Consider the following 25,114-nt stretch of genomic DNA (forward strand, 5'->3'; position numbering starts at 1 on the left):
GTCTGTCGCCGTGATGGAGCACACTGTATGGGTGCGCACGGTCGTCGTTCCTCATCCTGCGGACGGCCGGGGCCGTCGCGGTGCAAGCATCGTCGAGGTCGACGCATTCGGTGCGCCGCTCAGCTCGGTGCGGGAGTACCCCGGATTCGCGGATGCAGTCGCTGCGATCGAAGCCGAATCGCGACCGCGTTGGGTGTGGACCTCGACGGCATCGGTCTATCCCGAGCTGCTCCGCGCCGATGTTCGGGTGCAGCGATGCCACGATCTCGCCACCACCGGCGCCATCCTTGCCGTACGCGAGGGCCTACCCCCGCCCACTGCGGAGGAGCCGGTCGACGAGCGGCCCGGCCTCTTCGATGCGGCTCCCGCGATCGACGTCGAGGCGGTGGTCGAGCAGTTCGCCGAGCAACGTCGCCGCATCTCCGGCGACGCCCGCCTCGAGTTGCTCACCGCCGCCGAATCGGCCGGCGCTCTCGCAGCGGCCGAGATGGGTTTCGACGGGTTGCCGTTCTCGGCGCAAGCGCATCGTCGCCTCCTCGAGGACACCCTCGGGCCGCGCCCGACCGGCTACGACCTGCCGAGCCGTATCGCCGAAGTGGTCGAGGAGGTCAGCGCGGTCTTCGGCCGCCCCGTGAATCCCGCCTCCCACAGCGAGGTGCTCGAGGCGTTCCGTCGCGAGGGCATCACCGTCGAGTCGACCCGCAAGCATGTGCTGCAGCGGATCGACCATCCCGCGGTGCCTCTGTTGCTGCGGCACCGCGAGCTGTCGAAGTTGTACAGCACGAACGGCTGGCACTGGCTCGACACCTGGGTCCGCGACGACCGGTTCCGTCCGGTCTATGTTCCCGGCGCGGTCGTATCGGGCCGGTGGGCGAGTCGCGGCGGTGGCGCTCTGCAGATCCCCAAGGCGCTGCGGTCGAGCGTGATCGCCGACCCGGGGCGGTCGTTCGTCGTCGCCGACGCGGGCCAGCTCGAACCGCGCATCCTGGCGGCGATGTCGGGCGATCGGCGCATGGTCGCGGCTGCCGGTTCGGACGATCTGTACGCCCCGGTCGCCGCGGCGTCCTTCGGCGGCGACCGCGCGAAGGCGAAGGTCGCGGTGCTCGGTGTTCTGTACGGCGCCACGTCGGGCGACGCGCGTGCCCTGCTGACGGTGCTGCGTCGCAGCTTCCCGACCGCCGTCGACTTCGTCGAACGTGCCGCCCGTGCGGGTGAACGTGGCGAGGTGGTGCATTCGTGGCTGGGCCGTGCGTGCCCACCCGCTCCGGAAGGCTTCCACTCCCACGGTGATGCGCATGCGCGGGGCCGGTTCACGCGGAACTTCGTCGTGCAGGCCACCGCGGCCGAGTGGGCGCTGTGCGTGCTTGCGGAACTGCGACGGCGGCTGACCACCGATCCCGACCCGACGGCCGGCGATCTCGTGTTCTTCCAGCACGACGAGGTGGTGGTGCACACCGGCAACCCGGAACTCGCGTCGTCGCACATCACGGCGTCGGTCGAGGTGGCGACGCGCCTGATGTTCGGCGACACGCAGGTTCGTTTCCCGATGGACACCGCCGTGCGCAGCGTCTACGCCGAGGATGCGGGCGGCGAGTAGGTGGCGTGTGTCCACAGATGCATGACGGCGTAGGCCCGCCACGGCCGCCATTGTTCGGCGCGCTCGGCGGCTTCGCGCGCACTCTCCACCTGCAGGGCTCGTCGGAGAACGAGGTCGCCGGACGGATACGCGTCGCGGTCGCCGAGTCGTAGAGCGAGATAGTCGACGGTCCACGGTCCGATCCCGGGAAGCGCGAGAAGGTCTGCCGCGAACGACAGATGCTCCGGCGCCACCCCGTCGGCTGCGACCCGGGCCAGTTCGGCGACGGTGCGGGCGCGCGACTGCGTCGTGCCGATGACGGCACGCAGCTCGCTCTGCTCGACCGTCGCGAGTCGGTGCGGCGTAGGGAAGCATCGCAACCCACCGGGTGCACCGTCGCCGAAGGCTGCGACGAGTCGTCCTGCGAATGTGCATGCCGCAGCGACACTCACCTGCTGCCCGAGCACTGTCGACACGGCGGTGGCGAACCAGTCGGTGGTGCCGAGCACGCGCAGACCGGGGTGGGTCTGCACAAGAGGCCCGAGCACGGGATCGGGCTCGAATGCCGCATCCACGACGGACGGGTCGACGCCGAGATCGAGCCACTTCCGGACCCTCTCTTCGATCTCCTCGACATCCGCGCGACCTGCGGTCTCGACATGAACCTCGAGATGTCGCACATCCCCGTGTCTCCCGTCGTCGGGTGTCGCAGGGTCGGCGAAGCGGACGGCGACGTGCGCGGCGCCGCCGTTCGTGCGGATCGCGCGGTGATGGGTGCCGGTAGCGCTGTTGTGGTGTTCGTAGCCGGGGACGGTGTGGCTTCGCAGCGACGCGAGCATCGGCCCCACCGCAACGGGTTCGGCCACCGGGATCCGGAGGGTGGTGATCATGCCACCGACTCGAGTTGCAGCAGCGCCCTCTTCGCCTCGACTCCCCCGACGTACTGCCCCATGCTGCCGTCGCTGCGCACCACCCGATGGCACGGCACCACCACGGGCAGCGGGTTCTTCGCGCACGCCGTACCGACCGCCCGCACCGCGCGCGGGCTCCCGGCCGCGGCGGCGATCTCGGCATAGCTCGCCGTGCGCCCGTATTCGATCTCGGGCAGACGCGTGATCACTTCACGACGGAATCCGTCGGCGAGACGCAGATCGAGCGGAACGTCGAAATGTGTCCTCGTACCGGCGAAGTACTCGTCGAGTTGCCGGACCACCGGGTCGAGTCGCCGCGGCGCGTCGAGCACGCGCGGGCTGATCCGGCGGGAGAGTTCGTCGAGCACGGCGTCGGATCCGTCGGCGACGTAGGCGACCCGCACGAGTCCGACGGGGGTGGTGGCCAGCAGGAGCGGACCGACGGGGGTGTCGACGACGCGGAACGCGACATCGAGCAACCCGGCCGCCTCGGCGTCGAGTACGAGCTTCTCCCGCAACCACGCGAGATCGGCCGATCCGACCGAGGGTTGTGGAAAGTTCATGAGCGACATCCTGTTCCGTGTTCGATCCGACGACGCAACGCAGCCCGACCGTCGGCCGCCGCGCGACGTGCCGCGGCCGGGCTGTTGCCGAGGATCGTGCCTATCTCCGCATAGGGCAGGCCTCCGACGTAGTGGTAGACCAGCGCCGCACGCTGCGTGAAGGGAAGTTCGGCGACCGCGCTCCACAGTTCGTCGTCGCCCTCACCGGGGTTTCCCGTGGCCGACGCGGGTTCGGGGAGGTTCTCGGTGGGCACCGGCGTCCGCCCGCGCACCCGGTGGATGTCGACGGCCTTGCGGTGCGCGATGGTCACGAGCCACGCTTCGATGTTGCTGCCCGGTGGCAGGTCGGGATAGGCGCGCAACGCCGCGAGGAAGGTCTCGGACCAGGCGTCGTCGGCGTCGACCGGTCCGAGCAGTGCGCGGCAGACCCGGAGGACCGTCGCGCCGTGGCGGGTGACCACCTCCTCGAAAGGAGGCAGGCTCGCCCGCGGTAGGTGATCAGGCAGGGACATGGGTATCGCCGGCGACATCGGGCTCGGCGGAACTCAGCACCCGTGCCTCCTGGTCGAGCAGGAAGCGTTTGCGCTCGAGACCACCGGCGTAACCGGTGAGCTTGCCGCTGCTACCGATGACGCGATGGCACGGCACGATGATGCAGAGCGGGTTGCGGGCATTGGCCGCAGCGACCGCCCGTACCGCAGTGGGTCGGCCGAGGGCGAGTGCAATCTCCGAGTAGGTGCGCGTGGTGCCGTACTCGATCGTCATCAGCGCCTCCCACACCTCGCGTTGGAACGGGGTGCCGACGGGAGCGATGGGGACAGTGAACCGGGTACGGCGACCCGCGAAGTACTCATCGAACTGGGTGATCGCCTCGTCGAACCCCCCGGTGACCTGCTCGCCGAAACCGGCGCGGTCGGGCGCGGGGTGATGCTCGGCCATGTACACGCCGCTCAGGACGCCGTCGGTGTTCACCAACGTCAACTCGCCGATCGGTGTGTCGATCACGGTGTGGGTGCGCAATGCGGTCACGGCCTCGATCCTTCCATCCGGTGTGTGCTCTGTACCGGGTAGACGAACGGGACGCCGAAAATGTGAGGTCCGCGATCACGACGATCGGACGTACTGCACTATGACGACATGATCTCGCTGCCTGTGCCCGCGCTCGGAGTCTCGGTCGCCGGTTCCATCGTCGACGTCACCCGGACCGTGCTCGGACGCACCCGCGAGACCGCCGAGTTCGCACTGTCGCTCCCGACGCGGGTGGAAGGCCTGCTCAGGGAGGCCGAATCGCTCATCGACTCGGTCGAATCGCTGATCCGCCGCATCGACAGCGTGGTCACCGACGCCACCGACATCGTCGAGGGAGCGTCGGTGGCCGTCGCGCAGGCCACGCAGGTGATCGCCTCGACCATCGGTGTGGTGGAGGAAGCCGCCGATGCGGTCACGCGCGCCACGGAGATCATCGACTCGACGGGCGGGGTCGTGCGCGATGCGACGGTGGTCGCGGCCGACGCGCGGATCGTCGTCGAGTCCGCCGGCCGCAGCTCCGACGCCGCCGGGGAACTGCTCGAGACCTACAAACCCCTCGCCGAACGTGCCGCTCCCCTCGCCACCCAGTTCGTCGAGGAGTTCTCACCAAAAGAACTGCGCGCCGCGATCAAGCTCATCGACCGGCTCCCCGAGATCACCGAGCGGGTCGACGCGGTCCTGCCCATCATGGCGACACTCGACACCGTCTCCCCCGAGATCCACGAACTGCTCCTCGTCGCCAAGGACGTCCGCCAGGCCATCGTGGGCGTGCCCGGGTTCAACTTCCTGCGCCGACGCGGCGAGGAGAAGGAAACCAACGGTGATGATTGACCGCACCGCGGTCGGTGATGATTGACCGCCCCCGGACGGCTCTACTGATGGGCCGTGGAGAGGAACTGGTGCGTCGCCACGTCGACGATCTCGTCGGGCGAGATGGCGATCTCGTCGTTCAACCACGCGGTGACCAGTTCGGCCAGACCCCCGACGAACAGCAGTCCGTTGATCTCGCCCCGTTCGGGCGGCCACGCCCGGTCGCCGTACATGCGGGTCGCTTCGTCGGCGACCATCTGGGCGAAACTCCGTAGCGACGCTCGTCTGTGGGTGCGCAGGGGTTCGAAGCCGGCGGACTCGATGAGTGAGACCCGGCCCTTGCGCGGGTCGTCGGTGAGGATCGCGACGAACGACGCGATGGCGTTCCGCACGAGGTCTTCGAGTGTGCCCGTGCCGGTGCGGAGCGCGGCGAGTACGGCCTCGCGCACCTCGTCGGCGATCTTGTCGAGGACCTGCTGCAGCAGATCGTCCCTGCTGGTGAAATTCTCGTAGAAATACCGCTCCGTCAGCTTGGCGTGGGCGCACATGGCGGTCATGGTGGCGCCGCTCTTCCCCGAGGCCGCGAACAGTTCCAGTCCTGCTTCGAGCAGGGCTTCGCGCCGCAGCGCGACACGCTGTTCGCCGCTCAGACCGGCATAGCGGCGGGGCGCGGGGGAAGTCATGGGACCGATCTTGACAGACCGGACAGATGTGACGCAGACTACACCCCAATCTGACAGGGTCTCCTGTCAGATATCCGCAGAACTGGAGGTTCGTCGTGACCCGGATCCTGGCGGCTCCCCCCGCCCACTCCCATCTGCGCCCGGTCCCGGGACGATCGGGAATACCCGGTATCGGGCACGTCCTCGAATACATCCGCGATCCACTCGCGATGATGCAGAAGCACTGGGACCGATACGGCGAGGTATCCTGTTTCTCTGCGGCCGGTCGACGCTGGATCTCGGTTCTCGGACCCGACGCCTGCCAGGAGGTGCTGCAGAACAAGGACCGGGCCTTCGCCAACGGCGACGGCTGGTCGGCACTGATCGGGCCGTTCTTCCACGGTGGCCTCATGCTCCTCGACTCGGAGGAACATCTCCGGCACCGCCGCATCATGCAGCAGGCGTTCACCCGATCACGCCTCGAGAAGACCGTCGATGCCATGAATCCGTCGATCACCCAGAAGCTCGACAGGTGGGTTCCCACCGACGGATTCCGTGCATACACGGCGCTGAAGACACTCACGCTCGATCTCGCCACCGACATCTTCATGGGCGGGGCCGAGGACTCCACACCGGCCGAGATCGAAGCGGTGAAGAAGGCATTCATCGACTGTGTGCAGGCGGCGACCTCGATCGTCCGGTACCCCGTCCCCGGCACCCGGTGGAAGCGCGGACTCGACGGACGCCGAGTGCTCGAGGACTTCTTCCGGCACTATCTACCGGCACGACGCTCGCGCGAGACGGACGACCTCTTCTCCGTGTTGTGCCACATCGAATCCGAAGCGGGACAACGGTTCAGCGACGACGAGATCGTCGATCACATGATTTTCCTGCTGATGGCCGCGCACGACACGTCGACCATCACGATCTCCACGATGATGCAGTATCTCGGGCAACACCCGCAGTGGCAGGACCGGTGCCGGGCCGAGTCGCTCGCGCTGGGCACCGCCGCACCGAGTCACGCCGACCTCGATGCGCTCGGCAGTCTCGATCTGGTGATGAAGGAATGCCTCCGCCTCGTCTCGCCGGTGCCCGTCCTGGCGCGACGGGCCGTGCGCGACACCGAGGTCCGGGGATATTTCGTGCCGGCCGGTACGTATGCCTCCGTGGCACCGCACTTCACGCACCACATGGCGGAATACTGGCCGGAGCCCGAACGTTTCGATCCCGAACGCTTCGCGGACCATCGACGCGAGGACAAGGTGCACCGCTATGCGTGGGAGCCGTTCGGTGGGGGCGTGCACAAATGCCTCGGCATGCACTTCGCCGGGGTCGAGGTCAAAGCGATCGTCCACCAACTGCTGCTGCGCTTCGACTGGCACGTCGACCCCGGCTACGTCGCCCCGCTCGACTTCACGTCGCTGCCGTTCCCGTCCGACGGCCAGCCGGTCGACCTGAAACAGCGGTCGACCGACCCCGAACGTCAGGCCGTATAGACAGTCAGGCCGTGTAGAGACCTGCGCCCGCGCGGCTGAGCACGAGCTTGGGCACCACTGCCCGCGACGACAGCTTGAGCAGCGCGTCGACGATCTCGACGACGTCGTTCACCTCGATCATGGACTCGGCCGGAATCTTGTCCTTGATCCAGTCGGACATGTCGGTGTCGACGTATGCGGGTGCGAGCGCCGACGCGGAGATGCCGTTGCCGGACTCCTCGGCGTTGAGCGTCTCGACCAGGGAGATCAACGCGGCCTTCGTCGCACCATAGGCGGCGAGACCGGCCTCGGCGTAGACACCTGTGATCGACGAGAGCGCAACGATCTTCGATCCGCGGGCCGGATCGTTCTCCGCCTCGGCGCGCAGCAACGGCAGCGACGCCTGGATGAGCGCGAACGGAGCGTTGAGGTTCACGGCGACCGTCTTGTCGAACCGTCGGGCCGGGAACTCGGCGATCGAGCCTGCCGTGCCGACACCGGCATTGAGGATCAGCGCCTTCATGGAACCGAACGCCTCGCGATGCGTCTCCACGACACGTGCGGTGGCTTCCGGATCAGCGAGATCGGCTGCGACGGCGCGTACCTCCTTGGCACCCGCCTCCCGCAGACGCTCGGCGACGCTCTCGAGGCGTTCCGCCCCGCGGGCGCTGATCGTCAGTGAATAGCCGCGTTCGGCGAGACGGGTTGCGATACCGAGGCCGATACCCCTCGAGGCTCCGGTCACGAGCGCGCTGGTCACGCGTGGGCTCCCTTCAGTGCTGCGAGTCCTGCTGCCACCAGGTCGGGCACGGCTTCACCGGCGCGGTCGAAACCGTCGCCGATGGTCGCCCCGGCACGCCACCGATGGTTGATACCCTCCGCGATGACGGCGAGCTTGAGGTAGGCCAGACCCATGTAGAAGTTCCAGTTGGCGATGTCGCGCCCCGACGCCGTGGCGTAGCGCTGCACCAGATCGTCCGCCGCCGGCAGTCGTTCGCTCGACCATGCCGCCGGGAAGCCCAGGATGTCGTCGAGTGCCGGATGCCGGTACACGCACATCATGGCGAGATCGGTGAGCGGGTCGCCGAGGGTGGACAGTTCCCAGTCCACCACGGCGACAACGCGTGCCGGGTCGTTCGGGTCCAGGATGGTGTTGTCGATACGGTAGTCACCGTGGACGATCGACGGAGCGGGCGATTCCGGAATCGACTCGGCGAGCGCGGCGTGCAGCCGTTCGAGATCCGGCAGTTCCCGGGTCTTCACCCGGCCCCACTGGCTCGCCCACAGCTTCACCTGCCGGGTCACGTAGCCGTCCGGCCGGCCCAGTCCCCCGAGGCCGACGGCCTCGAAGTCGACATTGTGCAGTTCGGCGATGATGCGCACGAGTTCACCGACGCAGCGGTCGATCTCGTCGTCGCCGAGCGCATCCAGGTCGGCCTTGCTGCGCACCACACGTCCGTCGACGAACTCGACGACGGTGAACGGTGCGCCCATCACCGAATCGTCCTCGCACTGGGCGACGGTGGGCGCGACCGGCACACCGGTGCCCTTGAGCGCCGACGTGATGCGGAACTCGCGGGCGACGTCGTGCGCAGACGGGGTCAGGCCCGTGGTCGGGGGGCGACGCAGCACCCAGTGGGATTTCTCGTCGCGCAACCCGTAGGTGAGATTGGACTTGCCACCCGAGATGAGCTCCGCCCGAAGTTCACCCTGAACGGTCACACCGCAATCGGCGAGGAAACGCTCGAGAACGGCAAGATCGAGTCCCTCGTGTACGGCGGTCATTTCGCGGCCTCGCGGGCCGCCTTGCGAACGGCACCGACGGCGCGCTTGGCGATGGCCCAGCGGTGCACCTCGGACGGACCGTCGTATACGCGGAACGGCCGGACCTCGCGGGTGAGGCGTGCGATCGGAAGATCTTCGGAGACACCGAGACCGCCGCACATCTGAGCGGAACGGTCGACGATGCGGAAGATCGCCTCGGCGGCGAAGGTCTTGGCGATCGACGTGGCGTTCGAGGCGTGCGAACCCTGGTCGAGTTCCCAACACGCCTGCACGAGCAGCGCGCGGGTCGCGGCGATGTCGATCTCGTTGTCGGCGATCATCTTCTGGATCATGCCGAGATCGCCGAGGCGGGAGCCGAATCCTTCACGCTCCGCGACGTAGCGGACGGCGGTGTCGTGACCGCGGCGAGCGGCGCCGAGCCAGCGCATCACGTGCGTCATGCGGGCGGGGCCGAGGCGCACCTGCGCGTAGGCGAAGCCCTGGTCGACCTCGCCGAGCACGGCGGAGTCGGGGACGAACAGGTCCTCGAAGTCGACCTCGCAGTGACCACCGATCATGGAGCGGTCGAGGGTGTTGATGTGGCGACCGACCTTCAGGCCCGCGGTGTCGGCGGGGGCGAGGAACATGGTGGCGCCACCGCGCTGTCCGGGCTCGCCGGACGTGCGGGCCATGATGATGAAGAATCCGGCGCCGTCGGCACCGGTGATGAAGTGCTTACGGCCGTTGATCTTCCAGCCACCGGAGACCTTCTCGGCGCGCGTGTTCAGAGCGTTGGGATCGGCACCGGCACCGGGGGCGGGCTCGGTCATCGCGAAGGCCGAGCGCACGTCGCCGGCGGCGAGGGGCGCGAGGAACTGCTGCTTCTGCTCGTCGCTCGCGATGTGCGCGAGCATGTGCACGTTGCCCTCGTCGGGCGCGGCGATGTTGAGCGCGGTGGGACCGAAGAGCGAGTAGCCGGCCGCCTCGAAGACCGGGGCGCGGTCGGACATGTCCAGGCCGTGGCCGCCGTATTCGACGGGCGCGTGCGGAGCGAAGACACCGGCAGCCTTGGCGGCCTTCTGCAGATCCGCCCGGATCGCGTCGCCACCGGCCGCGGTGATGTCGCCACCGTGGGCGTCCTCGACGGGAAGCACCTCGTCGCGGATGAACTGCTCGGTCCGCGCGATGAGGTCCCGGACGTGATCCGAGTAGGACAGGTCGACCGCCATGCTGAGCTCCTTCCGTACCGACCGATCGATCGCTCGGTCGAGTTCACGGTGGCATATCCCCGCCATCGGGTCAAGCCCGGAAGGGGTGTCGGCTACTTCGCTCCGACCGCGTTCCGCGCGACCTGCAGGTAGCGGTGCACGATCTCGTCGGGAGACAACGAACCGTCGGGCCGGTACCAGCTCGCCACCGCGACGCACATCGTCGTCACGGCGCGACTGGCGTCCTTCGGATAGGGCGTGGAGAAGGTGCCGTCGGCGACACCGGCCTCGACGATCTCGTCGATCATGCACTGCTGCTCGTCGCGCAGGGCGACGAATGCACGGCGGGCCTCGGGTTCCATGCTGCGCATCTCGGTCGACGCCACGAACGCCTGATCGCGGCGGAACATATGGAAGCGCAGCAGCGACTCGACGACGGCGTCGAACTTCTCGGAGGGGGTGGGTCCGGCTTCATCGATCGCCTGCCGGCTGCGGGCGAGCAGGTCGTGCAGCACGGTGGTCGTGAGCGAGACGAGCAGCGCCTGCTTCGAGGGGTAGTGGTGGTACAGACCCGGCACCGACAGACCGGACCGCGACGCAACCTCGCGGATGGACGTGCCGTCGTAACCGCGTTCGGCGAACGCCTCGAGTGCAGCGGCGAGCGGTTTCGGCAGGTCGGTCGGGCCGTAGTCCCGCCAAGAGCCGACGTCGCCGGAAACCGAATCCTCACGCGTGTCCATGCTCAACACCGTAAGGGACGGCTCCGGCGACGTCGGCGCTCACAGGATCAGTAGTCGTCCTCGCCGTAGAGGACGAGACCGCGGAGGTTCTTGCCGGCGTGCATGTCGGCGTAGCCCTCGTTGATGTCCTCGAGCTTGTAGGTCTTGGTGACGAGGTTGTCGAGGTCGAGCTGCCCGTTCCGGTACAGCTCGAGCAACTTGGGGATCTGCGAGCGCGGGCCGGTGCCACCGAAGATGGCCCCCTGCAGACGCTTCTGCAGCAGCGTCAGCTCGAACAGGCTCATCGTCACCTGCGAGTCGGTGGCGTGACCCATGCCGACGACCACGACCTGGCCACCCTTGGCGGTGAGACCCAGTGCGGGGCCGATGATGTCGCCGGTGATCTCGCCGACGGTGATGACGGTGACGTTGGCCATCTGACCCCACGTGATCTCACCGATCACCGGTGCGGCCTCCTCGATCGACGCGAAGACATGCGTCGCGCCGAACTCCTTGGCCTTCTGCCGCTTGAACTCGACCGGGTCGATCGCGACGACGAACCGCGCCCCGGCGTGCGCCGCTCCCTGGACGGAGTTGATGCCGACACCGCCGACACCGATGACGACCACGGTGTCGCCGAGCTTGGTGCCGCCGATCTCGGTGGCCGAACCCCAGCCGGTCGCGACACCGCACCCGAGCAGGGCCGCCTTCTCGAGCGGGATGTCCTTCTCGATCTTGATGACCGACGCCTCGTTGACCGTGACGTACGGCGCGAACGTGCCGAGCAGGCACATCTGCAGCACCGGGTCGCCGTTCAGCGTCGCGCGGTAGGTCTTGTCGGAGATCGCCTGACCGGTGAGCAGGCCGGCACCCTCGTCGCAGATGTTCTGCATGCCCTTGGCGCAGGCCCGACAGCGGCCGCAGGCGGGGATGAACGCGAGGACGACGTGGTCGCCCTCCTCGAGACCCCGCACTCCCGGACCCACCTTGGTGACCACGCCCGCGCCCTCGTGACCACCGAGGACCGGGAAGGACGGAAGCGGTGTCGCCCCCGAGCGCAGATGCTCGTCGGAATGGCACAGACCCGAGGCCGCGAGGCGGATCTGCACCTCACCTGCGACGGGATCGCCGAGATCGATCTCCTCGATCTCCCACGGCTGGTTGATTCCCTTGACGACTGCTGCCTTCGTCTTCACCCGAGCCTCCTGAACCGAAAGTGTGTGTGATGTGCGTCACGGCATTCAAACACTTATCGGACGTTAGAGCAACGAGTTCGGACCCCTTCCATAGCGGGCAGTTACCCGCTACATTCGGTAACAGACAACTTCTCGTGAAGGGCTCCAGCCATGATTCACGTCCGCCACAGCGCCGTCGCAGACATCCCTATCGACCTCGCGTTCACCTACGTCGACGACTACCGGAACGTCCCCGACTGGATGTTCGGGGTGGCCCGCTTCCAACCCGTGAGCGAGCAGGTCTCCGGCCTTGGTGCCATCTACGACTCGACCATGCGGATCGGCCCCAAGGATCTCGGCTCGCGCGTGGAAGTCGTCGAATGGGAACGCAATCGCGTGATCGTCCTCGACTCGATCGCCGGATTCCGCGCCGCGTCGTCATGGACCTTCACGGACCTCGGCGACGCGACGCGGCTCGACGTCGACTTCGGCTACCGACTGCCCGGCGGGATCGCCGGCCGCACACTCGGCATGCTCATCGAACCGATTGTGGGAACGGCGATCCGGCAGACCGAGCACGCGTTGCGCACGCGGCTCGGTCAGCTCGTCTAGGACCGGACTCAGAAATTGCCGCGCGCAGCCTGCTCCCGCTCGATCGCCTCGAACAGCGCCTTGAAGTTGCCCTTGCCGAAGCCGAGCGAGCCGTGGCGCTCGATCAGCTCGAAGAACACGGTCGGGCGGTCGCCGACGGGCTTGGTGAAGATCTGCAGCAGGTAGCCGTCCTCGTCGCGGTCGACCAGGATGCCCCGCTTCTTCAGCTCCTCGATCGGCACCCGGACCTCACCGATACGGGCGCGCAGCTCCGGATCGTCGTAGTACGCATCGGGAGTCGCGAGGAACTCGACGCCCTCCTCGCGCAACTGGTCGACCGCCGTGAGGATGTCGTTGGTGGCCAGCGCGAGGTGCTGTGCACCCGGTCCGCGGTAGAAGTCGAGGTACTCGTCGATCTGCGAACGCTTCTTCGCGATGGCGGGCTCGTTGAGCGGGAACTTCACGCGGTGGTTGCCGTTGCACACCACCTTGCTCATGAGCGCCGAGTAGTCGGTCGCGATGTCGTCGCCGATGAACTCCGCCATGTTCGTGAAACCCATGACGCGGTTGTAGAAGTCGACCCACTCGTCCATGCGCCCGAGTTCGACGTTGCCGACGACGTGGTCGAGCGCCTGGAAGATGCGCTTGGGCGCACCCTCACGCTTGCGGTAGGTCGAGGTGCGCTCCACGTAGCCGGGCAGGTACGGGCCGTTGTAGCGCGACCGGTCGACGAGTGTGTGCCGCGTGTCGCCGTAGGTCGCGATGGCGCCGATGCGGACGGTGCCGTTCTCGTCGCTGATCTCGTAGGGTTCCTCGAGGACGGTCGCCCCCTGCTTGCGGGCGTGCTCGATGCACTTGTCGACGTTCGGAACCTGGAGCGCGATGTCGACGACGCCGTCACCGTGGAGGCGGTGGTGCTCGATCAGCGGGCTGTCCGGATCCACCGCACCCTTGATCACGAATCGCACGGCGCCGCTGCGCAGTACGTAGGCGTGATGGTCGCGGTTGCCGGTGGTGGGTCCGGAATAGGCGATGAGTTCCATGCCGTAGGCGGACTGGTAGTAGTGCGCCGTCTGCGTGGCGTTTCCGACCACCCACACCACGGCGTCCCAGCCGCTGACGGGGAAGGGATCCCGTTCGCTGTCGTACTCCACGAGACCGACCAGGCGCCGGAGCTCCTCGGCGTCGAGCTGAGCGAGTCGTTCGCTGTCGGTCAGGGTGTATTCCAGAGTCATCGCTGCAACCTCCTGCCGCTCACTGCGGCACAGTCGTTGTGTCGTGTGTCACCAGGAGAAACCCACCCGTCGGTGCGACGCAACGTCGCCTTCGGCAACTGGCCCGACTGACTGGAATTCGCCGGAATCTGCACACTCACCTATACAATCGGACTAGTTTTCGGCGCTCGATGGGAAGGAACCGCGATGCGCGAGCCTGTGCAGCTGGACGAATTGGATTTCGCCCTCCTCGAGGCCCTGCACGCCGACCCGAAGATCGGCGCGCTCGAGTTGTCCCGTCGATTGAAGGTCGCGCGCGCCACCGTCTCGGCCCGCCTGCGACGCCTCGAGGACACCGGGGTCATCGCCGGCTACGAACCCCGGATCAACCTCGCCGCAGCAGGTTTCGAAGTGCAGGCGTTCGTGACGATGGAGATCATGCAGGGCGCGCTCGAAGACGTCACCGAGGTCCTCGAAGGCATCCCCGGTGTCCTCGAGGCGTTCGCCACCACCGGCGCGGGCGACGTCCTGTGCCGCATCGGAGCCGAATCACACCTCGGTCTCCAGCAGACCCTCATCGAGCTGAACCGCTCCTCGATCGTCGCGCGGTCCACGAGTGTGATGGTGCTGTCGGAAGTGGTGCACTACCGGGCGATGCCGCTGCTGCGCACCCTCGAGCCGGAACGATCCGCGAAGGCACCGGCCTACCGCCGCTGAACCGATCACGTCCACAATCCGTCTCCGACTAGCCGGATTGCACAGAAAAAAGCGCTTCGGGCATCCGGACCCTCCGCACGCTGCACAGTTCGATGAAGCACAGTTGCGCAGCATTTGTTACTGCCGTCACAGTCTTTCGCCATGAAGAACCTGCTGACGCGATTCGAAGAAAAAGCCCCCGAGATCGTCTTCGAGTGGCACGACACCGAGACCACCGCCCGGGGCTGGGTCGTCATCAACTCGCTGCGGGGCGGCGCGGCCGGCGGCGGCACCCGCATGCGCCGCGGCCTCGACCGGCGCGAGGTCGAGTCGCTGGCGAAGACCATGGAGATCAAGTTCACCGTCTCCGGACCTGCGATCGGCGGTGCCAAGTCCGGCATCGATTTCGATCCGTCCGACCCCCGCAAGGAAGGCGTGCTGCGCCGCTGGTTCGCGGCCGTCACTCCCCTGCTGCGTGCCTACTACGGCACCGGCGGCGACCTCAACGTCGACGAGATGAACGAGGTCGTTCCCCTCACCGAGTCCAACGGCCTGTGGCACCCGCAGGAAGGTGTCGTCAACGGACACTTCGGCAAGGACGAGCGCCAGCGCATCCAGCGGGTGGGCCAGCTGCGACTCGGCGTCGCGAAGGTTGTCGAGGACGCGCGGTTCACCCCTGCCACCAGCACGAAATACACTGTCGCCGATCTGATCACCGGTTACGGCGTCGCCGAGTCGGTCCGTCACCACCAGCTCGTCTATCGGGGCACCGACCTCGCCGGCAAACGCGTCGTGGTGCAGGGCTGGGGCAACGTCGGCGCCGCTGCTGCCTACTATCTCGCTCAGGCCGGCGCCTCGATCGTGGGCATCATCGACCGCGACGGCGGCATCCTCGCACCCGAGGGTCTCTCCTTCGACGAGGTCCGTACCCTGCTGCTCGAGCGCGACGGCAACGCCCTGCGCAGCGACCGCATGATCCCCTTCGACGAGGTGAACGACCGCATCTGGGATCTCGGAGCCGAGATCTTCCTCCCCTGCGCCGCGAGCCGCCTCGTCACCCGCGAGCAGGTCGACCGCATGGTCGCCGCGGGACTCGAGTCGATCGCTTCCGGCGCCAACGTTCCGTTCGCCGACGACGAGATCTTCTACGGCCCCACCTACGAGCACGCCGACAAGTCCGTCGCCGTGATCCCCGACTTCATCGCCAACTGCGGTATGGCCCGGGCTTTCGCCCAGCTCATGGAGGGCGACGTGGAGGTCTCCGACGCCGCGATCTTCGGCGATGTGTCCACCACCATCGAGACGGCACTGCGCCGCTGCCACGACCGGTCGACCGAGCTCACCGGGCTCGCCGCGACCGCCTTCGAGATCGCACTGGACCAGCTGGTCCCGGCCGGGGAGCGCATTGATGACTGACACCCTGGCCACGGCGACGACCAGCGCCCAGAGCACGGCCGGGACGACGACCGGCGCCCAGAGCACCGCCGGCCTGCATCGTGCCATGCGGCCCCGCCAGCTCGTCATGATGAGTCTCGGTGGCGCCATCGGGGCCGGCCTGTTCGTCGGGTCGGGGGCGGGTATCGCCGTCGCCGGCCCGGCGATCCTGATCTCGTTCCTGGTGGCGGCCGTTCTCGTCGTGTTCGTGATGCGCATGATGGGCGAGATGGCCGCGGCCAACCCCGCCAGCGGTGCGTTCTCCGAGCACACCGAGAACGCGCTGGGCCCTGTCGCGGGGCGGACCATCGGGTGGTTGTACTGGGTGCAGGTCATCATCGTGATCGCCGCGGAGGCCACCGGCGCCGCCGCGATCACCGCGGTGGCGCTGCCCGGCATCCCCCAGTGGGCGTCCGCGCTGTTCTACATGGTCGTGCTGACGGGCGTGAACCTGGTCGGCGTCCGCCGCTTCGGTGAGGTCGAATTCTGGTTCGCCGCAATCAAGATCGTCGCGATCGTCGGCTTCCTGGTGATCGGCATCGCGATGATCGCCGGGTGGATGCCCACCTTCGAGACGACCGGCTTCTCCAACCTCACGGCGCACGGCGGGTTCGCCCCCACCGGTATCGCCGGTATCGCCGCCGGCCTGCTCATCGTGGTCTTCGCGTTCGGTGGCACCGAGATCATCGCGATCGCCGCCGCGGAGACCGCCGATCCCCGTCGCAACGTGGGCCGCGCGGTGCGCACCCTGGTGTGGCGCATCCTCGTGTTCTACATCGGGTCGGTGCTCGTGATGGTGACGATCCTGCCGTGGACCTCCGAGGATCTCGCGACCGGTCCGTTCGTCGCCGTGCTGCAGGCCGGGGCCGTCCCGGGCGCCGCCGCGGTGATGACCGTGATCGTCGTGGTCGCGCTGCTCTCGTCGCTCAACGCGATGCTGTTCAGCGCTTCCCGGATGATCTTCTCGCTGTCGCACCGCGGATCGGCGCACCCCGTCTTCGGGCGGCTGTCGTCCAACGGCGTTCCCCGCAATGCGGTGCTCGCCTCGGTGGCGTTCGGCTTCGTCACGGTCGGACTGAACTATCTCTACCCCGACCGGGTGCTGCCGCTGCTGCTCAACGCCGTCGGCTCCACGATCCTGGTGCTGTGGACGTTCGTCGCGGTCTCGCACCTCGTGCTCCGTCGTCGCGCACGCCGCAACGGCACCGAGGATGCACTGCCGCTGAAGATGTGGGGCTTCCCGTACCTTTCGTACGCGACGCTCGGTCTGCTGGCCGGCATCGCGGTGCTCGCCCTGTTCGACACCGCTGCCCGCACGCAGCTGCTCGCGACCGGCGCGTTGACCGCAGCGATCGCCGGTACCTGCACGGTGCTGGCACGGCGACGCGCTGCGGCCGGGACGGCTCGGGTCGAGACGGTTCAGGAGCGCCAACCGTAGGGACGCGTGATTATCTCCATGAAGTGACCGGCGGGGTCGAGGAAGTAGGTTCCTCGACCCCCGTCGTTTCTGTTGATGCCGTGCGCCGACTGCCGGGGATCGGCCCAGTGTTCGATCTTCTGCTCGAGGATCCGGGCGTAGATCTCGTCGAACTCCTCCTCCGACACCAGGAATGCGTAGTGCTGCGGCGGATACTCCACATCCGGTGGCGGTTCGGCGAAATCGAGGGTGACGCCGTTGGCGAGTTCGACAGCGAGGAAGTGCCCGGCGGGCACCGGATCGGGCAGCCCGAACAGGGTGGTGAGGAAGTAGGCCGAATGCTGCTTGTCGTCGGCCGCGACGATGGTGTGGTTGAACGCAATACTCAAGGAGAACTCCTTGTGGTCCCGCGCCTCCATGCCTGACGCAGTCCGTCATCGACACGCGACGCTGCGTCCAGAGATACCTTCCGCGCCGGAGGGATGCAAGCGATGAGTTCTCCGCGCTTCCCGGGTCTGTACTCGGCGACAACCTTCGAAAGGGGACGACGATGAAGCTCACGGTGACGACCTTCGTATCGGCCGACGGTGTGGCCCAGGGACCGGGTGGCCCCGACGAGGACCGCAGTGACGGCTTCGACCGCGGCGGTTGGGTGGTGCCGCTGTTCGACGAGGACACCGGCAAGTTCATCGACGAGGTGTTCTCGAAGGTCGACGCATTCCTGCTGGGCCGGAACACCTACGACGTCTTCGCTGCGTCGTGGCCGAACTCGACCGATCCCGACGATCCGGTCGCCCGTGCACTCAACACCCTCCCGAAGTACGTCGCCTCCACGACGCTCACCGCCCCCGAGTGGCAGAACACGACGGTCCTCGAGGGCGACGTGCCCACCGCGGTCGCGGAACTGAAGAAGCAGCCGGGACGGGAACTGCAGGTGCACGGCAGCATCCGTCTGGTCCACACCCTCTTCGAACACGGTCTCGTCGACGAGTACCGCCTCATCACGTTCCCGGTCGTCCTCGGTCAGGGGCGGCGGCTGTTCCCCGTCGGGGGTCGCGACACGAAGTTCGATCTCGTCGAATCGCGCACCACCTCGACCGGTGTCGTCATCACCGTGTATCGGCCTGCCGGACGACCCGAGTACGGACTCGCCGAAGTCGAGTGACCCGAAGTACGAGCCGGTCTGTATCGAGAGCTGCTCTGGCTCGCCTGCCTCATCATCTGTTCGAGACGGCTACGGACCTCGTTCCGGAACGGTCGGCCGGGGCCCGCTCTTGGGGGCCGGTCAAGATAGCATCGGGGCGGGAACTAGGTCAGGACTGGAGATGCCCCGCAACAGACGTCCGCAGGATCGGGAAGAGAAACGCGCAGAGATCGTGGTAGCCGCCCGGCGGTTGTTCGTCGAGGAAGGATACGACGCGGCATCGATGACGCGGATCGCCCGTGACGCCGGAGTCGTGTCGAACACGCTGTACTGGTACTTCCAGGACAAGGACTCGATATTGATCGCGGTCCTGGATGCGGTTCTGGCCGACTCGATGGCCTCCTACAGCGAGATACTGGGCTCGGGCCTGGCCGATCGACTCTTGTGGTTGGTCGAAGAATTGGAGCAGCTGGGTCGGTTGGTGAGCACGGTGCACACACGCGCCGAGAAGTCCGCGTCCGTTCAGCAATGGCACGAGCAGTTCCACACACTGGCCGAAGGATTGTTCCGGGCAGAGCTGATCGAACTCGGCGTGCCCGCTGACGAAGTCGATCCGCTGGTCTCGATCGGCGTTTTCGTGGTCGAGGGCTTGCTGATGCACCCGACGGATCAGGCTCAGCGGCGCGCGGTGATCGAGACGTTGCTCAACAGCGCTCGCAGTCGTGCCGCAGCCACCGGCTGAGCACCTGATCTGCGCGTCCACGAACGCGGAGCGACCTACCGTGCGGTGCGGTCGAATTGCCTTTCCAGGAAATAGAGTTGGTCACGCACGGCGCGTTCGAAGTGGTCACCGACGTAGATGTCGAAGTGGTCACACACGTAGCTCTGAACCTGTACGTGCGCCAGACCCTGTGCGTGACGCTTCGTGGTCTTCGCGGGCGCGGCCGCGTCGTTGTCGCAGACACACAGCAACGTCGGAATGCTGAAGCGGGCCAGCGCACGACCGGGTCGATCGAGCGGAAGACGCAGCGCCAGCCGGGCAGCGAGAGCATTGGCCGCCTCGAATTCGCCGTTCGGACCGCGCAGTACACCCCAGACGCTGTCGCGGCCGACCCCGGTCTCGGGTTCTTCCCTACCGTCGATCTCCGTCGGCTCGATGTTCTTCGACAGCTGAGCCCGCACCGACGGAAGTCGTTTCAACACCGCGCTGGTGCGCCGCGAGAGCCGGGTCCCCGCGGGCAGGAGTGCGGAAGCGCCGGCGAGGGCGTCGGGTGAGGCCACGAACGCGGGCATCCAGGACGTCCCCGCCATCGGCAACAGGATCGGCTTCGCGCCGAACCACGACCCGACCGTGTCGAGAATGCCCGCCACTGTCAGTGCCACCACGCTCAGCGGGCCGGTCCGTATCCGCGCGCGCAACGACGCCGGACCGTCGGTGAAGGGGCACTGCGCCACGATCGCCGCGATACGGGTGTCCTCGGAGGCGACTCGAAGGACATGACCTCCGCCGAACGAACTGCCCCACAAGGCGATCCGGTTGACGTCGACCTCAGGAAGTGTGCGCGCGAAGGCCAGAGCGGCATGCCAGTCGGCGCGTTGCCGGCCGATGTCGAGGATCTGGCGCGGCGCTCCGCCGCTGGCCCCGAGGTGACGGTAGTCGAACACCAGCACCGACCACCCCGCGGCGGCGAACCGTTCCGCGTAGGCATCCAGGCGCATCTCCCGCACCGCTCCGAGCCCGTGCCCCATGATCACCATCGGGCGCGGATCGTTCAGGTCGGGTGCGGTGTACAGCCATGCCGCGCACTCGTCCTGGCCGGAGACGAACGAGACCTCGCGCCGCTGCACCGCTACCACCTCGCGCCGATCGGCAGACTCACCGATGTTCATGACTAGCACCCTCCCGCTTCACCACCACATTTCTTGGACGCCATTCAAGAAGGCGTGACGATTACGGTAAAGGCTTCTTGGATGCCGGTCAAGAAGGGAGGGCGAGGTGTACGTCGACGACATCACCGGACTCACACTCACCGTTGACGCCGGTAGTACGCTCGAGTGATCGGCAAGTGACCGAGCGGGTTCTGTCGGGGAATCCGCTCGGCCCCTTCGCTTATCCCTCGTCGGGCAGGAATATGTCCTCGATTCGACGTCCGAACAGGTGCGCGATGCGGAACGCCAACGGAAGGGACGGGTCGAATCGCCCCTTCTCGATCGAGATGATCGTCTGGCGCGATACCCCGAGTTCGTCGGCGAGCCTCTGCTGCGACCATCCGTTCTCCGCGCGCAGGGCCGCCAGCGAATTCCGCATCCTCAGCCCTTCCGACGCTGCACGGCGTAGCGCACACCGAACGACGCGAAAGCCACGAGGATGACCGCCATCAGCGCGTGCAGGCCCTCGACCTCGATCGGAGCGAACGCCAGAGCGGTGCACCCCAGGCCCGTGGCGAGAAGGATGTCGGTGAAAGCGCCCGAGGCGGCTTTCTCGTACCAGGACGACTCGACCGAATCCTCGGGCCGGTCCGTGGCGCCTTCGAGGGTCGACCGATCCACGAGGAGCACCCACGACAGGGCCGACAGTGAGGGTGCGGTCGCCAGCGCGACCGCCACGCCGGCGGCCACGGGATAGCCGGGCACCAGCCCCAGAGCAGCTACCACCGCTGCCAGAACGGCTGTGGCCAGGATTCCGAGGGCGATCGCCGGCGGTACCGCGCCGATCCACCGCGAACCCACCCGCACCTTGCCCCACTTGCTTCGCCCGACCACCGATCCGGCACCCCCGCTGTCCATCGTTTCCCCTTTCGCCGTAAAGCACACTTTACATGTAAAGGTAACTTAACAGTCCGTTCGGTGCGACAGAAACGAGGGGTTCCGTTCGGCCGGGCAGGTGGCATGATGGATCGAGCAGATCGACACGCCACCAGGCGAAGGGACTGCCATGAGCCTCTACAACGATCACGTCGTACCGCGACTGGTGAACATCGCCTGTGCACCGTCGTTCACCGAAGCGAACCGGAAACGAGTGTGCGCCGGCCTGAGCGGCCGCGTCGTCGAGATCGGATTCGGATCCGGCCTCAACGTTCCCTACTACCCCACCACCGTCGAGTCGGTCAGCGCCGTCGAACCCGCGGACCTCGGATGGAAGCTCGCACGTTCGCGCATCGATGACTCCCCCGTGCGCATCGAACGATCCGGCCTGGACGGTCAGTCACTCCCGTTCGAGGACAACACCTTCGACAGCGCACTGTCGACGTGGACGCTGTGCACCATCCCCGATGCCGACGCGGCTCTGCGCGAGATACGTCGTGTCCTCGCACCGGGCGGCACCCTGCATTTCGTCGAACACGGACTCGCGCCGGACGAGAACGTCCGGCGGTGGCAGCACCGGCTCGAACCGATCCAGAAGCGCGTCGCGGGTGGTTGCCATCTGACACGACAAATCGCCGACCTCGTCCGCGGTGCGGGGTTCGAGATCCGCGAACTCGACACCTTCTACGAGGAGAAGACGCCGAAGTTCTTCGGTGCGCTGTCGCTGGGAGTGGCGACACCGACCGCGTGAAGGCGGATAACTGCACAGCAACGTTTGCACACTTCCGGGGACAGATACACGGTGTCGACATCGAGCACATGTCCACTATGTCCGCGATGATTGCATGCATGCCCTCGGACACCCTGCCACTCGCCACGCGCACGCTGCTGAAGCAACTCGACCTGGTCTGGCTCTTCACGGAACAACATGTCCTGCCGCGGATCGACGAGGCTGCCGTGCACTGGGAGCCGTCGTCGAACTCCGTGGGCGTCCGGCGGGTCGACGGGCGTCTCGTCGCCGACTGGCCGGACGAGACGGCCGAGGCCCTCCCCGAGCCCACGATTGCGTGGCTGCTCTGGCACATCGAGTGGTGGTGGACGAACACCGTGGCGGTCTGCAGTGGGGGAACTGCGGTCGGGCCGGACGCCTACGAATGTTCCGGCTCGACCGGCCGCATCCGGGCTCTTCGCACCGAATGGGCTGCCCTTCTCGAGACTGCCGACATCGAGAAGACGATCGTCGGACTCATGCTCGAACCCTCACCCCTGTGGGAAGTTGCCGGCTGGGTCGACTTCGAACTGGCGAAGAATGCTTCGGAGATCAGTCAGGTACTGACGCGGAAGGCGAACGCTCTGAACTGATACTTCCGGCGCTCACACTGCGACGATGCCCGCGACCGGAATGCGCGCGTCGACCGCCTGCCGGAAGTTGATCATCGCGCGTTCGAGGTGGTCGCGGTTCGTCACGAGCACAGCGCCCGTGGCTCGCCGTTCGAGCAGAACATCATTGGTGAAGCGTGCGTTCTCGACGGTAGAGGTCGACTGCGATTCCTCGGTGATGCGTTCGGGCGTAATGCCTCGCACGACCAGCCAGTCCTTCATGGCCTGCGCTTCGGTGACGCCGTTGCGCGGCACGCCACCGGTGACGACGATCGGCGACTCCGGATAGCGTTGCGCTGCACGAAGAGCCGCTTCGAGCCGTTCTTCGAGCACCGGCCGGATCTTGCCGTCTTCGGTGAGTCCGGCTCCGAGCACGACGAGATGCGTACCCCTCGGGTTCAGGTCGAGCATCAACGGGAAGTGCGGTGTCAGCTTCTCGAGCTCGGTGCACGCGATGATCAGCGCGTCGATGGTTCCCTGGCACAGCGGGGTGACGGACAGTGCACCGTTCACGACGGTGTCGATTGCAGGAGTCGCCGCTGCCGGCCCCGTCGATACACCTACCGCGGCTGTGGCCGCGACTGCGGTCGCCACCACCGTGCGTCGCACAGCTCCCACGCGAGCCCCCCTTCTTCCCGGACATCGGCCGTGCCGCACTGTGCCATCTCGACGCGCACGTATGGGAAGTTGGAGCTCGACGCGAAGAAGTATCACCATAGGCCGCGTCGGATTCGATGACGGCTGACAATCGGTTTTACATCCGAACCACTGGTCTATCCATGAACAAGCGCGACAATCGTTGCAAGAGGCGCCATTCGGACGAATCACTGCGCTTCCCGTACTTGCAGAACAGACAGAAACAGAACGTGTGTCCGAGTTGACGACTTCGCACACCCGTGCGACCATCCCTCGACCGACCTGAAAACAGGTCGACCCCGGAAGGTGCGCCAACACCTCACCGGGGTCTGGGCACAAGACAGATAGGGACTGTCATGCACCGTAGGATGGAGTCTATCCACACGCCCTCGAGAGGCGTATCCCAGCAACGAGCCGCGAGCGCATTCGTCCGCGCCGGTCGCCGCACACCCGCTCCCCCGGGTTCACGCCCGACGTCCTGACTTTCCAGCCCTCCGATCCACCGTGATCGGAGGGCTCGAGGCGTTTCACCTGCATCGTCGCGCACGAGGGCCGTTCCGGTAGCCGAGGCGCGTCGACGCAGCTCGTCGCTCGTCTCCCACAGTCCGACGTCAGCGCGCCGACGCTGCGAGCCGGGGTCGTTCCCTGTCTCGAAACCGACTGGGCACCAGTATCCCTCGTCTCCACAGCTGGTGGTGGAGCACCCGATCGTGCGGGTCGACACGAACGACCGGGTCCAGTGCGAGCCGCACGTCCTCCGCGACGTGGGGCTATCCGTGCTGGCCGAGACGGTCTATCGGGGCATGGCGACCGGGCAGCCTTGGGGAAGGGGACGGCGACTCAGGGACCCGAAGGGTCTCCGATCGGTCGAGGGCAGCCGCCCGCAGGGCGCCCGGTTCATTCCTGATCGAATTCATCCTCGTTGCGCGAACCCGGGTGGAGTGCTGTGATCGAAGCACGGGTCTACCGGAGGGGCCGACGTGACCGGCGTCGAAGAGTTCGAGAACCTGCGTCCACTGTTGCTCGCCATCGCCTACCGCATCCTCGGCAGCGTGACCGAAGCCGAGGACGCGGTCCAGGAGACCTGGGTGCGATACGAAACTTCCGGCGCCGAACCGGATTCGGCCCGAGCATTCCTGTCCACCGTCGTCACCCGGGTATCGATCAACATGCTCGAATCAGCGCGGGCGCGGCGCGAACGATATGTGGGCGAGTGGCTGCCGGAACCGATACTCGAGGAGCCCTACGACGATCCGGCACGCTCGGCCGAACTGCGGGAATCGATCTCGACGGCAGCGCTCGTGCTGCTCGAACGCCTCAGTCCGCTCGAACGCGCCGTCTTCGTGCTGCGCGAGGCATTCGGATTCGGCTTCTCCGAGATCGCCGAGATCGTCGACCGCTCCGAAGCGGCGTGCCGGCAGCTCGCGGTGCGGGCACGGCGCCACGTCGATCAAGGTTCGGCGCGGTTCGACACCGATCCGCAGGCGCACAAACAGCTCACCGCTCGATTCCTCACGGCGTTCCAAGACGGTGACGTCGACGCCCTGCGCGACCTACTGGCCGCCGATGTGCAACTCGTCGCCGACAGCGGTGGGAAGGCACCCGCCATCCGCAGGGTCGTGGTCGGCGGCGAGAAGGTCATGCGGTTGCTGGCCTCGTTCGTCTCACCCATGGGCCAGCTCGGAATGTCGCTCGAATCCCGCGAGGTCAACAGGCTCCCCGGCCTTATCGTGCGGGACGCCGACGGTGCCATCGTGCAGGTCATGACGTTCGACGTCACGGACGGGAAGATCGGCGCGGTCCGGGTGATGATCAACCCGGACAAGCTCGCCCACCTGGGGCCAGTGGCCGATGTGCGGGTGCTCGCCCATAAGCTCCGCGACCTGCAACGACCCTGAATCCTCC

28 protein-coding genes are annotated in these 25,114 nt (G+C 67.0%); 12 read left to right on the top strand and 16 right to left on the bottom strand.

All coding sequences use genetic code 11. From position 1 onward, the window contains the following. Window positions 1-31: 31 nt before the first annotated feature. The gene (locus AC6CID_RS13010) at window positions 32-1,597 is read left to right on the top strand and encodes a bifunctional 3'-5' exonuclease/DNA polymerase (RefSeq protein WP_170318580.1); all 1,566 of its coding nucleotides are present in this window, start codon (window positions 32-34) and stop codon (window positions 1,595-1,597) included. Here the strand turns inward: AC6CID_RS13010 and AC6CID_RS13015 are convergent. The 4 genes from AC6CID_RS13015 to AC6CID_RS13030 are packed head-to-tail and all read right to left on the bottom strand — an operon-like array spanning window position 1,570 to window position 4,079. Continuing rightward, window positions 1,570-2,466, bottom strand: a complete 897-nt coding sequence (locus AC6CID_RS13015) for a DNA-3-methyladenine glycosylase family protein (RefSeq protein ID WP_039583723.1) — start codon at window positions 2,464-2,466, stop codon at window positions 1,570-1,572. The two genes, AC6CID_RS13010 and AC6CID_RS13015, sit on opposite strands and share 28 nt — an antisense overlap. Then, entirely contained in the window at window positions 2,463-3,059 is a 597-nt protein-coding gene (locus AC6CID_RS13020; RefSeq protein ID WP_006554657.1) for a methylated-DNA--[protein]-cysteine S-methyltransferase, read from the bottom strand. The genes AC6CID_RS13015 and AC6CID_RS13020 overlap by 4 nt, the downstream gene beginning before the upstream one ends. After that, a complete protein-coding gene (locus tag AC6CID_RS13025) occupies window positions 3,047-3,562 on the bottom strand; it encodes an RNA polymerase sigma factor (protein ID WP_033097440.1) in 516 nt (171 codons plus the stop codon). The genes AC6CID_RS13020 and AC6CID_RS13025 overlap by 13 nt, the downstream gene beginning before the upstream one ends. Then, window positions 3,549-4,079: a methylated-DNA--[protein]-cysteine S-methyltransferase gene (locus AC6CID_RS13030; protein WP_006554655.1), complete on the bottom strand. Its 531-nt coding sequence runs from the start codon at window positions 4,077-4,079 to the stop codon at window positions 3,549-3,551. Before AC6CID_RS13030 ends, AC6CID_RS13025 begins: the two co-directional genes overlap by 14 nt. Before the next feature lie 108 nt (window positions 4,080-4,187). Between AC6CID_RS13030 and AC6CID_RS13035 the strand changes: the two genes are divergently transcribed. After that, a complete protein-coding gene (locus AC6CID_RS13035; RefSeq protein ID WP_039583725.1) occupies window positions 4,188-4,910 on the top strand; it encodes a hypothetical protein in 723 nt (240 codons plus the stop codon). A gap of 41 nt (window positions 4,911-4,951) precedes the next feature. On the opposite strand, the gene AC6CID_RS13040 is transcribed toward AC6CID_RS13035, so the two are convergent. Then, complete coding sequence (locus tag AC6CID_RS13040) at window positions 4,952-5,572, bottom strand: TetR/AcrR family transcriptional regulator (RefSeq protein ID WP_006554893.1); 621 nt, start codon at window positions 5,570-5,572, stop codon at window positions 4,952-4,954. Window positions 5,573-5,667: 95 nt separating this feature from the next. Between AC6CID_RS13040 and AC6CID_RS13045 the strand changes: the two genes are divergently transcribed. Then, window positions 5,668-7,047: a cytochrome P450 gene (locus tag AC6CID_RS13045; RefSeq protein WP_482127854.1), complete on the top strand. Its 1,380-nt coding sequence runs from the start codon at window positions 5,668-5,670 to the stop codon at window positions 7,045-7,047. Window positions 7,048-7,051: 4 nt separating this feature from the next. On the opposite strand, the gene AC6CID_RS13050 is transcribed toward AC6CID_RS13045, so the two are convergent. The 5 genes from AC6CID_RS13050 to AC6CID_RS13070 all read right to left on the bottom strand — a co-directional run bounded on the left by AC6CID_RS13050 (window position 7,052) and on the right by AC6CID_RS13070 (window position 11,913). Further along, entirely contained in the window at window positions 7,052-7,786 is a 735-nt protein-coding gene (locus AC6CID_RS13050) for an SDR family NAD(P)-dependent oxidoreductase (protein WP_064060401.1), read from the bottom strand. Continuing rightward, the gene (locus AC6CID_RS13055) at window positions 7,783-8,811 is read right to left on the bottom strand and encodes a phosphotransferase family protein (protein ID WP_482127853.1); all 1,029 of its coding nucleotides are present in this window, start codon (window positions 8,809-8,811) and stop codon (window positions 7,783-7,785) included. The genes AC6CID_RS13050 and AC6CID_RS13055 overlap by 4 nt, the downstream gene beginning before the upstream one ends. Continuing rightward, window positions 8,808-10,019, bottom strand: a complete 1,212-nt coding sequence (locus AC6CID_RS13060; protein ID WP_024102297.1) for an acyl-CoA dehydrogenase family protein — start codon at window positions 10,017-10,019, stop codon at window positions 8,808-8,810. Before AC6CID_RS13060 ends, AC6CID_RS13055 begins: the two co-directional genes overlap by 4 nt. Window positions 10,020-10,111: 92 nt before the next feature. Further along, window positions 10,112-10,738, bottom strand: coding sequence for a TetR/AcrR family transcriptional regulator (locus AC6CID_RS13065; protein WP_019288267.1), 627 nt, complete (start codon window positions 10,736-10,738; stop codon window positions 10,112-10,114). Between the two features lie 47 nt (window positions 10,739-10,785). Further along, the gene (locus AC6CID_RS13070; protein ID WP_006554686.1) at window positions 10,786-11,913 is read right to left on the bottom strand and encodes an NDMA-dependent alcohol dehydrogenase; all 1,128 of its coding nucleotides are present in this window, start codon (window positions 11,911-11,913) and stop codon (window positions 10,786-10,788) included. 150 nt (window positions 11,914-12,063) lie between these two features. Here AC6CID_RS13070 and AC6CID_RS13075 point away from each other — a divergent pair, with 150 nt between their 5' ends. Beyond that, on the top strand, window positions 12,064-12,504 hold the full coding sequence (locus AC6CID_RS13075) for an SRPBCC family protein (RefSeq protein ID WP_019288265.1): 441 nt from the start codon (window positions 12,064-12,066) through the stop codon (window positions 12,502-12,504). Between the two features lie 8 nt (window positions 12,505-12,512). On the opposite strand, the gene hppD is transcribed toward AC6CID_RS13075, so the two are convergent. Further along, complete coding sequence (gene hppD, locus AC6CID_RS13080) at window positions 12,513-13,718, bottom strand: 4-hydroxyphenylpyruvate dioxygenase (RefSeq protein WP_482127852.1); 1,206 nt, start codon at window positions 13,716-13,718, stop codon at window positions 12,513-12,515. A gap of 186 nt (window positions 13,719-13,904) precedes the next feature. On the opposite strand from hppD, the gene AC6CID_RS13085 reads away from it, so the two are divergent. The 3 genes from AC6CID_RS13085 to AC6CID_RS13095 all read left to right on the top strand — a co-directional run bounded on the left by AC6CID_RS13085 (window position 13,905) and on the right by AC6CID_RS13095 (window position 17,265). After that, entirely contained in the window at window positions 13,905-14,414 is a 510-nt protein-coding gene (locus AC6CID_RS13085) for an Lrp/AsnC family transcriptional regulator (RefSeq protein ID WP_039583748.1), read from the top strand. A gap of 141 nt (window positions 14,415-14,555) precedes the next feature. Further along, window positions 14,556-15,809 carry a Glu/Leu/Phe/Val dehydrogenase dimerization domain-containing protein gene (locus AC6CID_RS13090; RefSeq protein ID WP_006554690.1) on the top strand — a complete coding sequence of 418 codons (1,254 nt, stop codon included), beginning with the start codon at window positions 14,556-14,558 and terminating at the stop codon, window positions 15,807-15,809. Then, complete coding sequence (locus AC6CID_RS13095) at window positions 15,802-17,265, top strand: amino acid permease (RefSeq protein ID WP_490605213.1); 1,464 nt, start codon at window positions 15,802-15,804, stop codon at window positions 17,263-17,265. The genes AC6CID_RS13090 and AC6CID_RS13095 overlap by 8 nt, the downstream gene beginning before the upstream one ends. Here the strand turns inward: AC6CID_RS13095 and AC6CID_RS13100 are convergent. Next, window positions 17,247-17,663, bottom strand: a complete 417-nt coding sequence (locus AC6CID_RS13100) for a VOC family protein (protein ID WP_006554692.1) — start codon at window positions 17,661-17,663, stop codon at window positions 17,247-17,249. The genes AC6CID_RS13095 and AC6CID_RS13100 overlap by 19 nt on opposite strands. Window positions 17,664-17,794: 131 nt before the next feature. Between AC6CID_RS13100 and AC6CID_RS13105 the strand changes: the two genes are divergently transcribed. Beyond that, window positions 17,795-18,409, top strand: coding sequence for a dihydrofolate reductase family protein (locus tag AC6CID_RS13105; protein ID WP_033097447.1), 615 nt, complete (start codon window positions 17,795-17,797; stop codon window positions 18,407-18,409). A 160-nt stretch (window positions 18,410-18,569) separates the two neighbouring features. Continuing rightward, the gene (locus tag AC6CID_RS13110) at window positions 18,570-19,130 is read left to right on the top strand and encodes a TetR/AcrR family transcriptional regulator (protein ID WP_217580274.1); all 561 of its coding nucleotides are present in this window, start codon (window positions 18,570-18,572) and stop codon (window positions 19,128-19,130) included. A 35-nt stretch (window positions 19,131-19,165) separates the two neighbouring features. Here the strand turns inward: AC6CID_RS13110 and AC6CID_RS13115 are convergent, their stop codons facing one another. From AC6CID_RS13115 to AC6CID_RS13125, 3 genes are all read right to left on the bottom strand, one after another. Then, window positions 19,166-20,278 (bottom strand): alpha/beta hydrolase, encoded by a 1,113-nt coding sequence (locus tag AC6CID_RS13115; protein ID WP_217579433.1) that lies wholly within the window; start codon window positions 20,276-20,278, stop codon window positions 19,166-19,168. Window positions 20,279-20,498: 220 nt separating this feature from the next. Beyond that, window positions 20,499-20,696 carry a helix-turn-helix transcriptional regulator gene (locus tag AC6CID_RS13120; RefSeq protein WP_006554696.1) on the bottom strand — a complete coding sequence of 66 codons (198 nt, stop codon included), beginning with the start codon at window positions 20,694-20,696 and terminating at the stop codon, window positions 20,499-20,501. Between the two features lie 2 nt (window positions 20,697-20,698). Further along, window positions 20,699-21,175: a hypothetical protein gene (locus AC6CID_RS13125; RefSeq protein ID WP_217579432.1), complete on the bottom strand. Its 477-nt coding sequence runs from the start codon at window positions 21,173-21,175 to the stop codon at window positions 20,699-20,701. A gap of 148 nt (window positions 21,176-21,323) precedes the next feature. Between AC6CID_RS13125 and AC6CID_RS13130 the strand changes: the two genes are divergently transcribed. After that, window positions 21,324-21,944, top strand: coding sequence for a class I SAM-dependent methyltransferase (locus AC6CID_RS13130; RefSeq protein WP_006554698.1), 621 nt, complete (start codon window positions 21,324-21,326; stop codon window positions 21,942-21,944). Window positions 21,945-22,042: 98 nt separating this feature from the next. After that, window positions 22,043-22,555 (top strand): DinB family protein, encoded by a 513-nt coding sequence (locus AC6CID_RS13135; RefSeq protein ID WP_498354054.1) that lies wholly within the window; start codon window positions 22,043-22,045, stop codon window positions 22,553-22,555. Between the two features lie 12 nt (window positions 22,556-22,567). Here the strand turns inward: AC6CID_RS13135 and AC6CID_RS13140 are convergent, their stop codons facing one another. Further along, complete coding sequence (locus AC6CID_RS13140; RefSeq protein ID WP_258260951.1) at window positions 22,568-23,182, bottom strand: YdcF family protein; 615 nt, start codon at window positions 23,180-23,182, stop codon at window positions 22,568-22,570. Window positions 23,183-24,189: 1,007 nt separating this feature from the next. Here AC6CID_RS13140 and AC6CID_RS13145 point away from each other — a divergent pair. Beyond that, complete coding sequence (locus AC6CID_RS13145; RefSeq protein ID WP_039583757.1) at window positions 24,190-25,107, top strand: RNA polymerase sigma-70 factor; 918 nt, start codon at window positions 24,190-24,192, stop codon at window positions 25,105-25,107. Window positions 25,108-25,114 lie beyond the last annotated feature (7 nt).

This window comes from Rhodococcus sp. GQ147, from assembly GCF_059759155.1.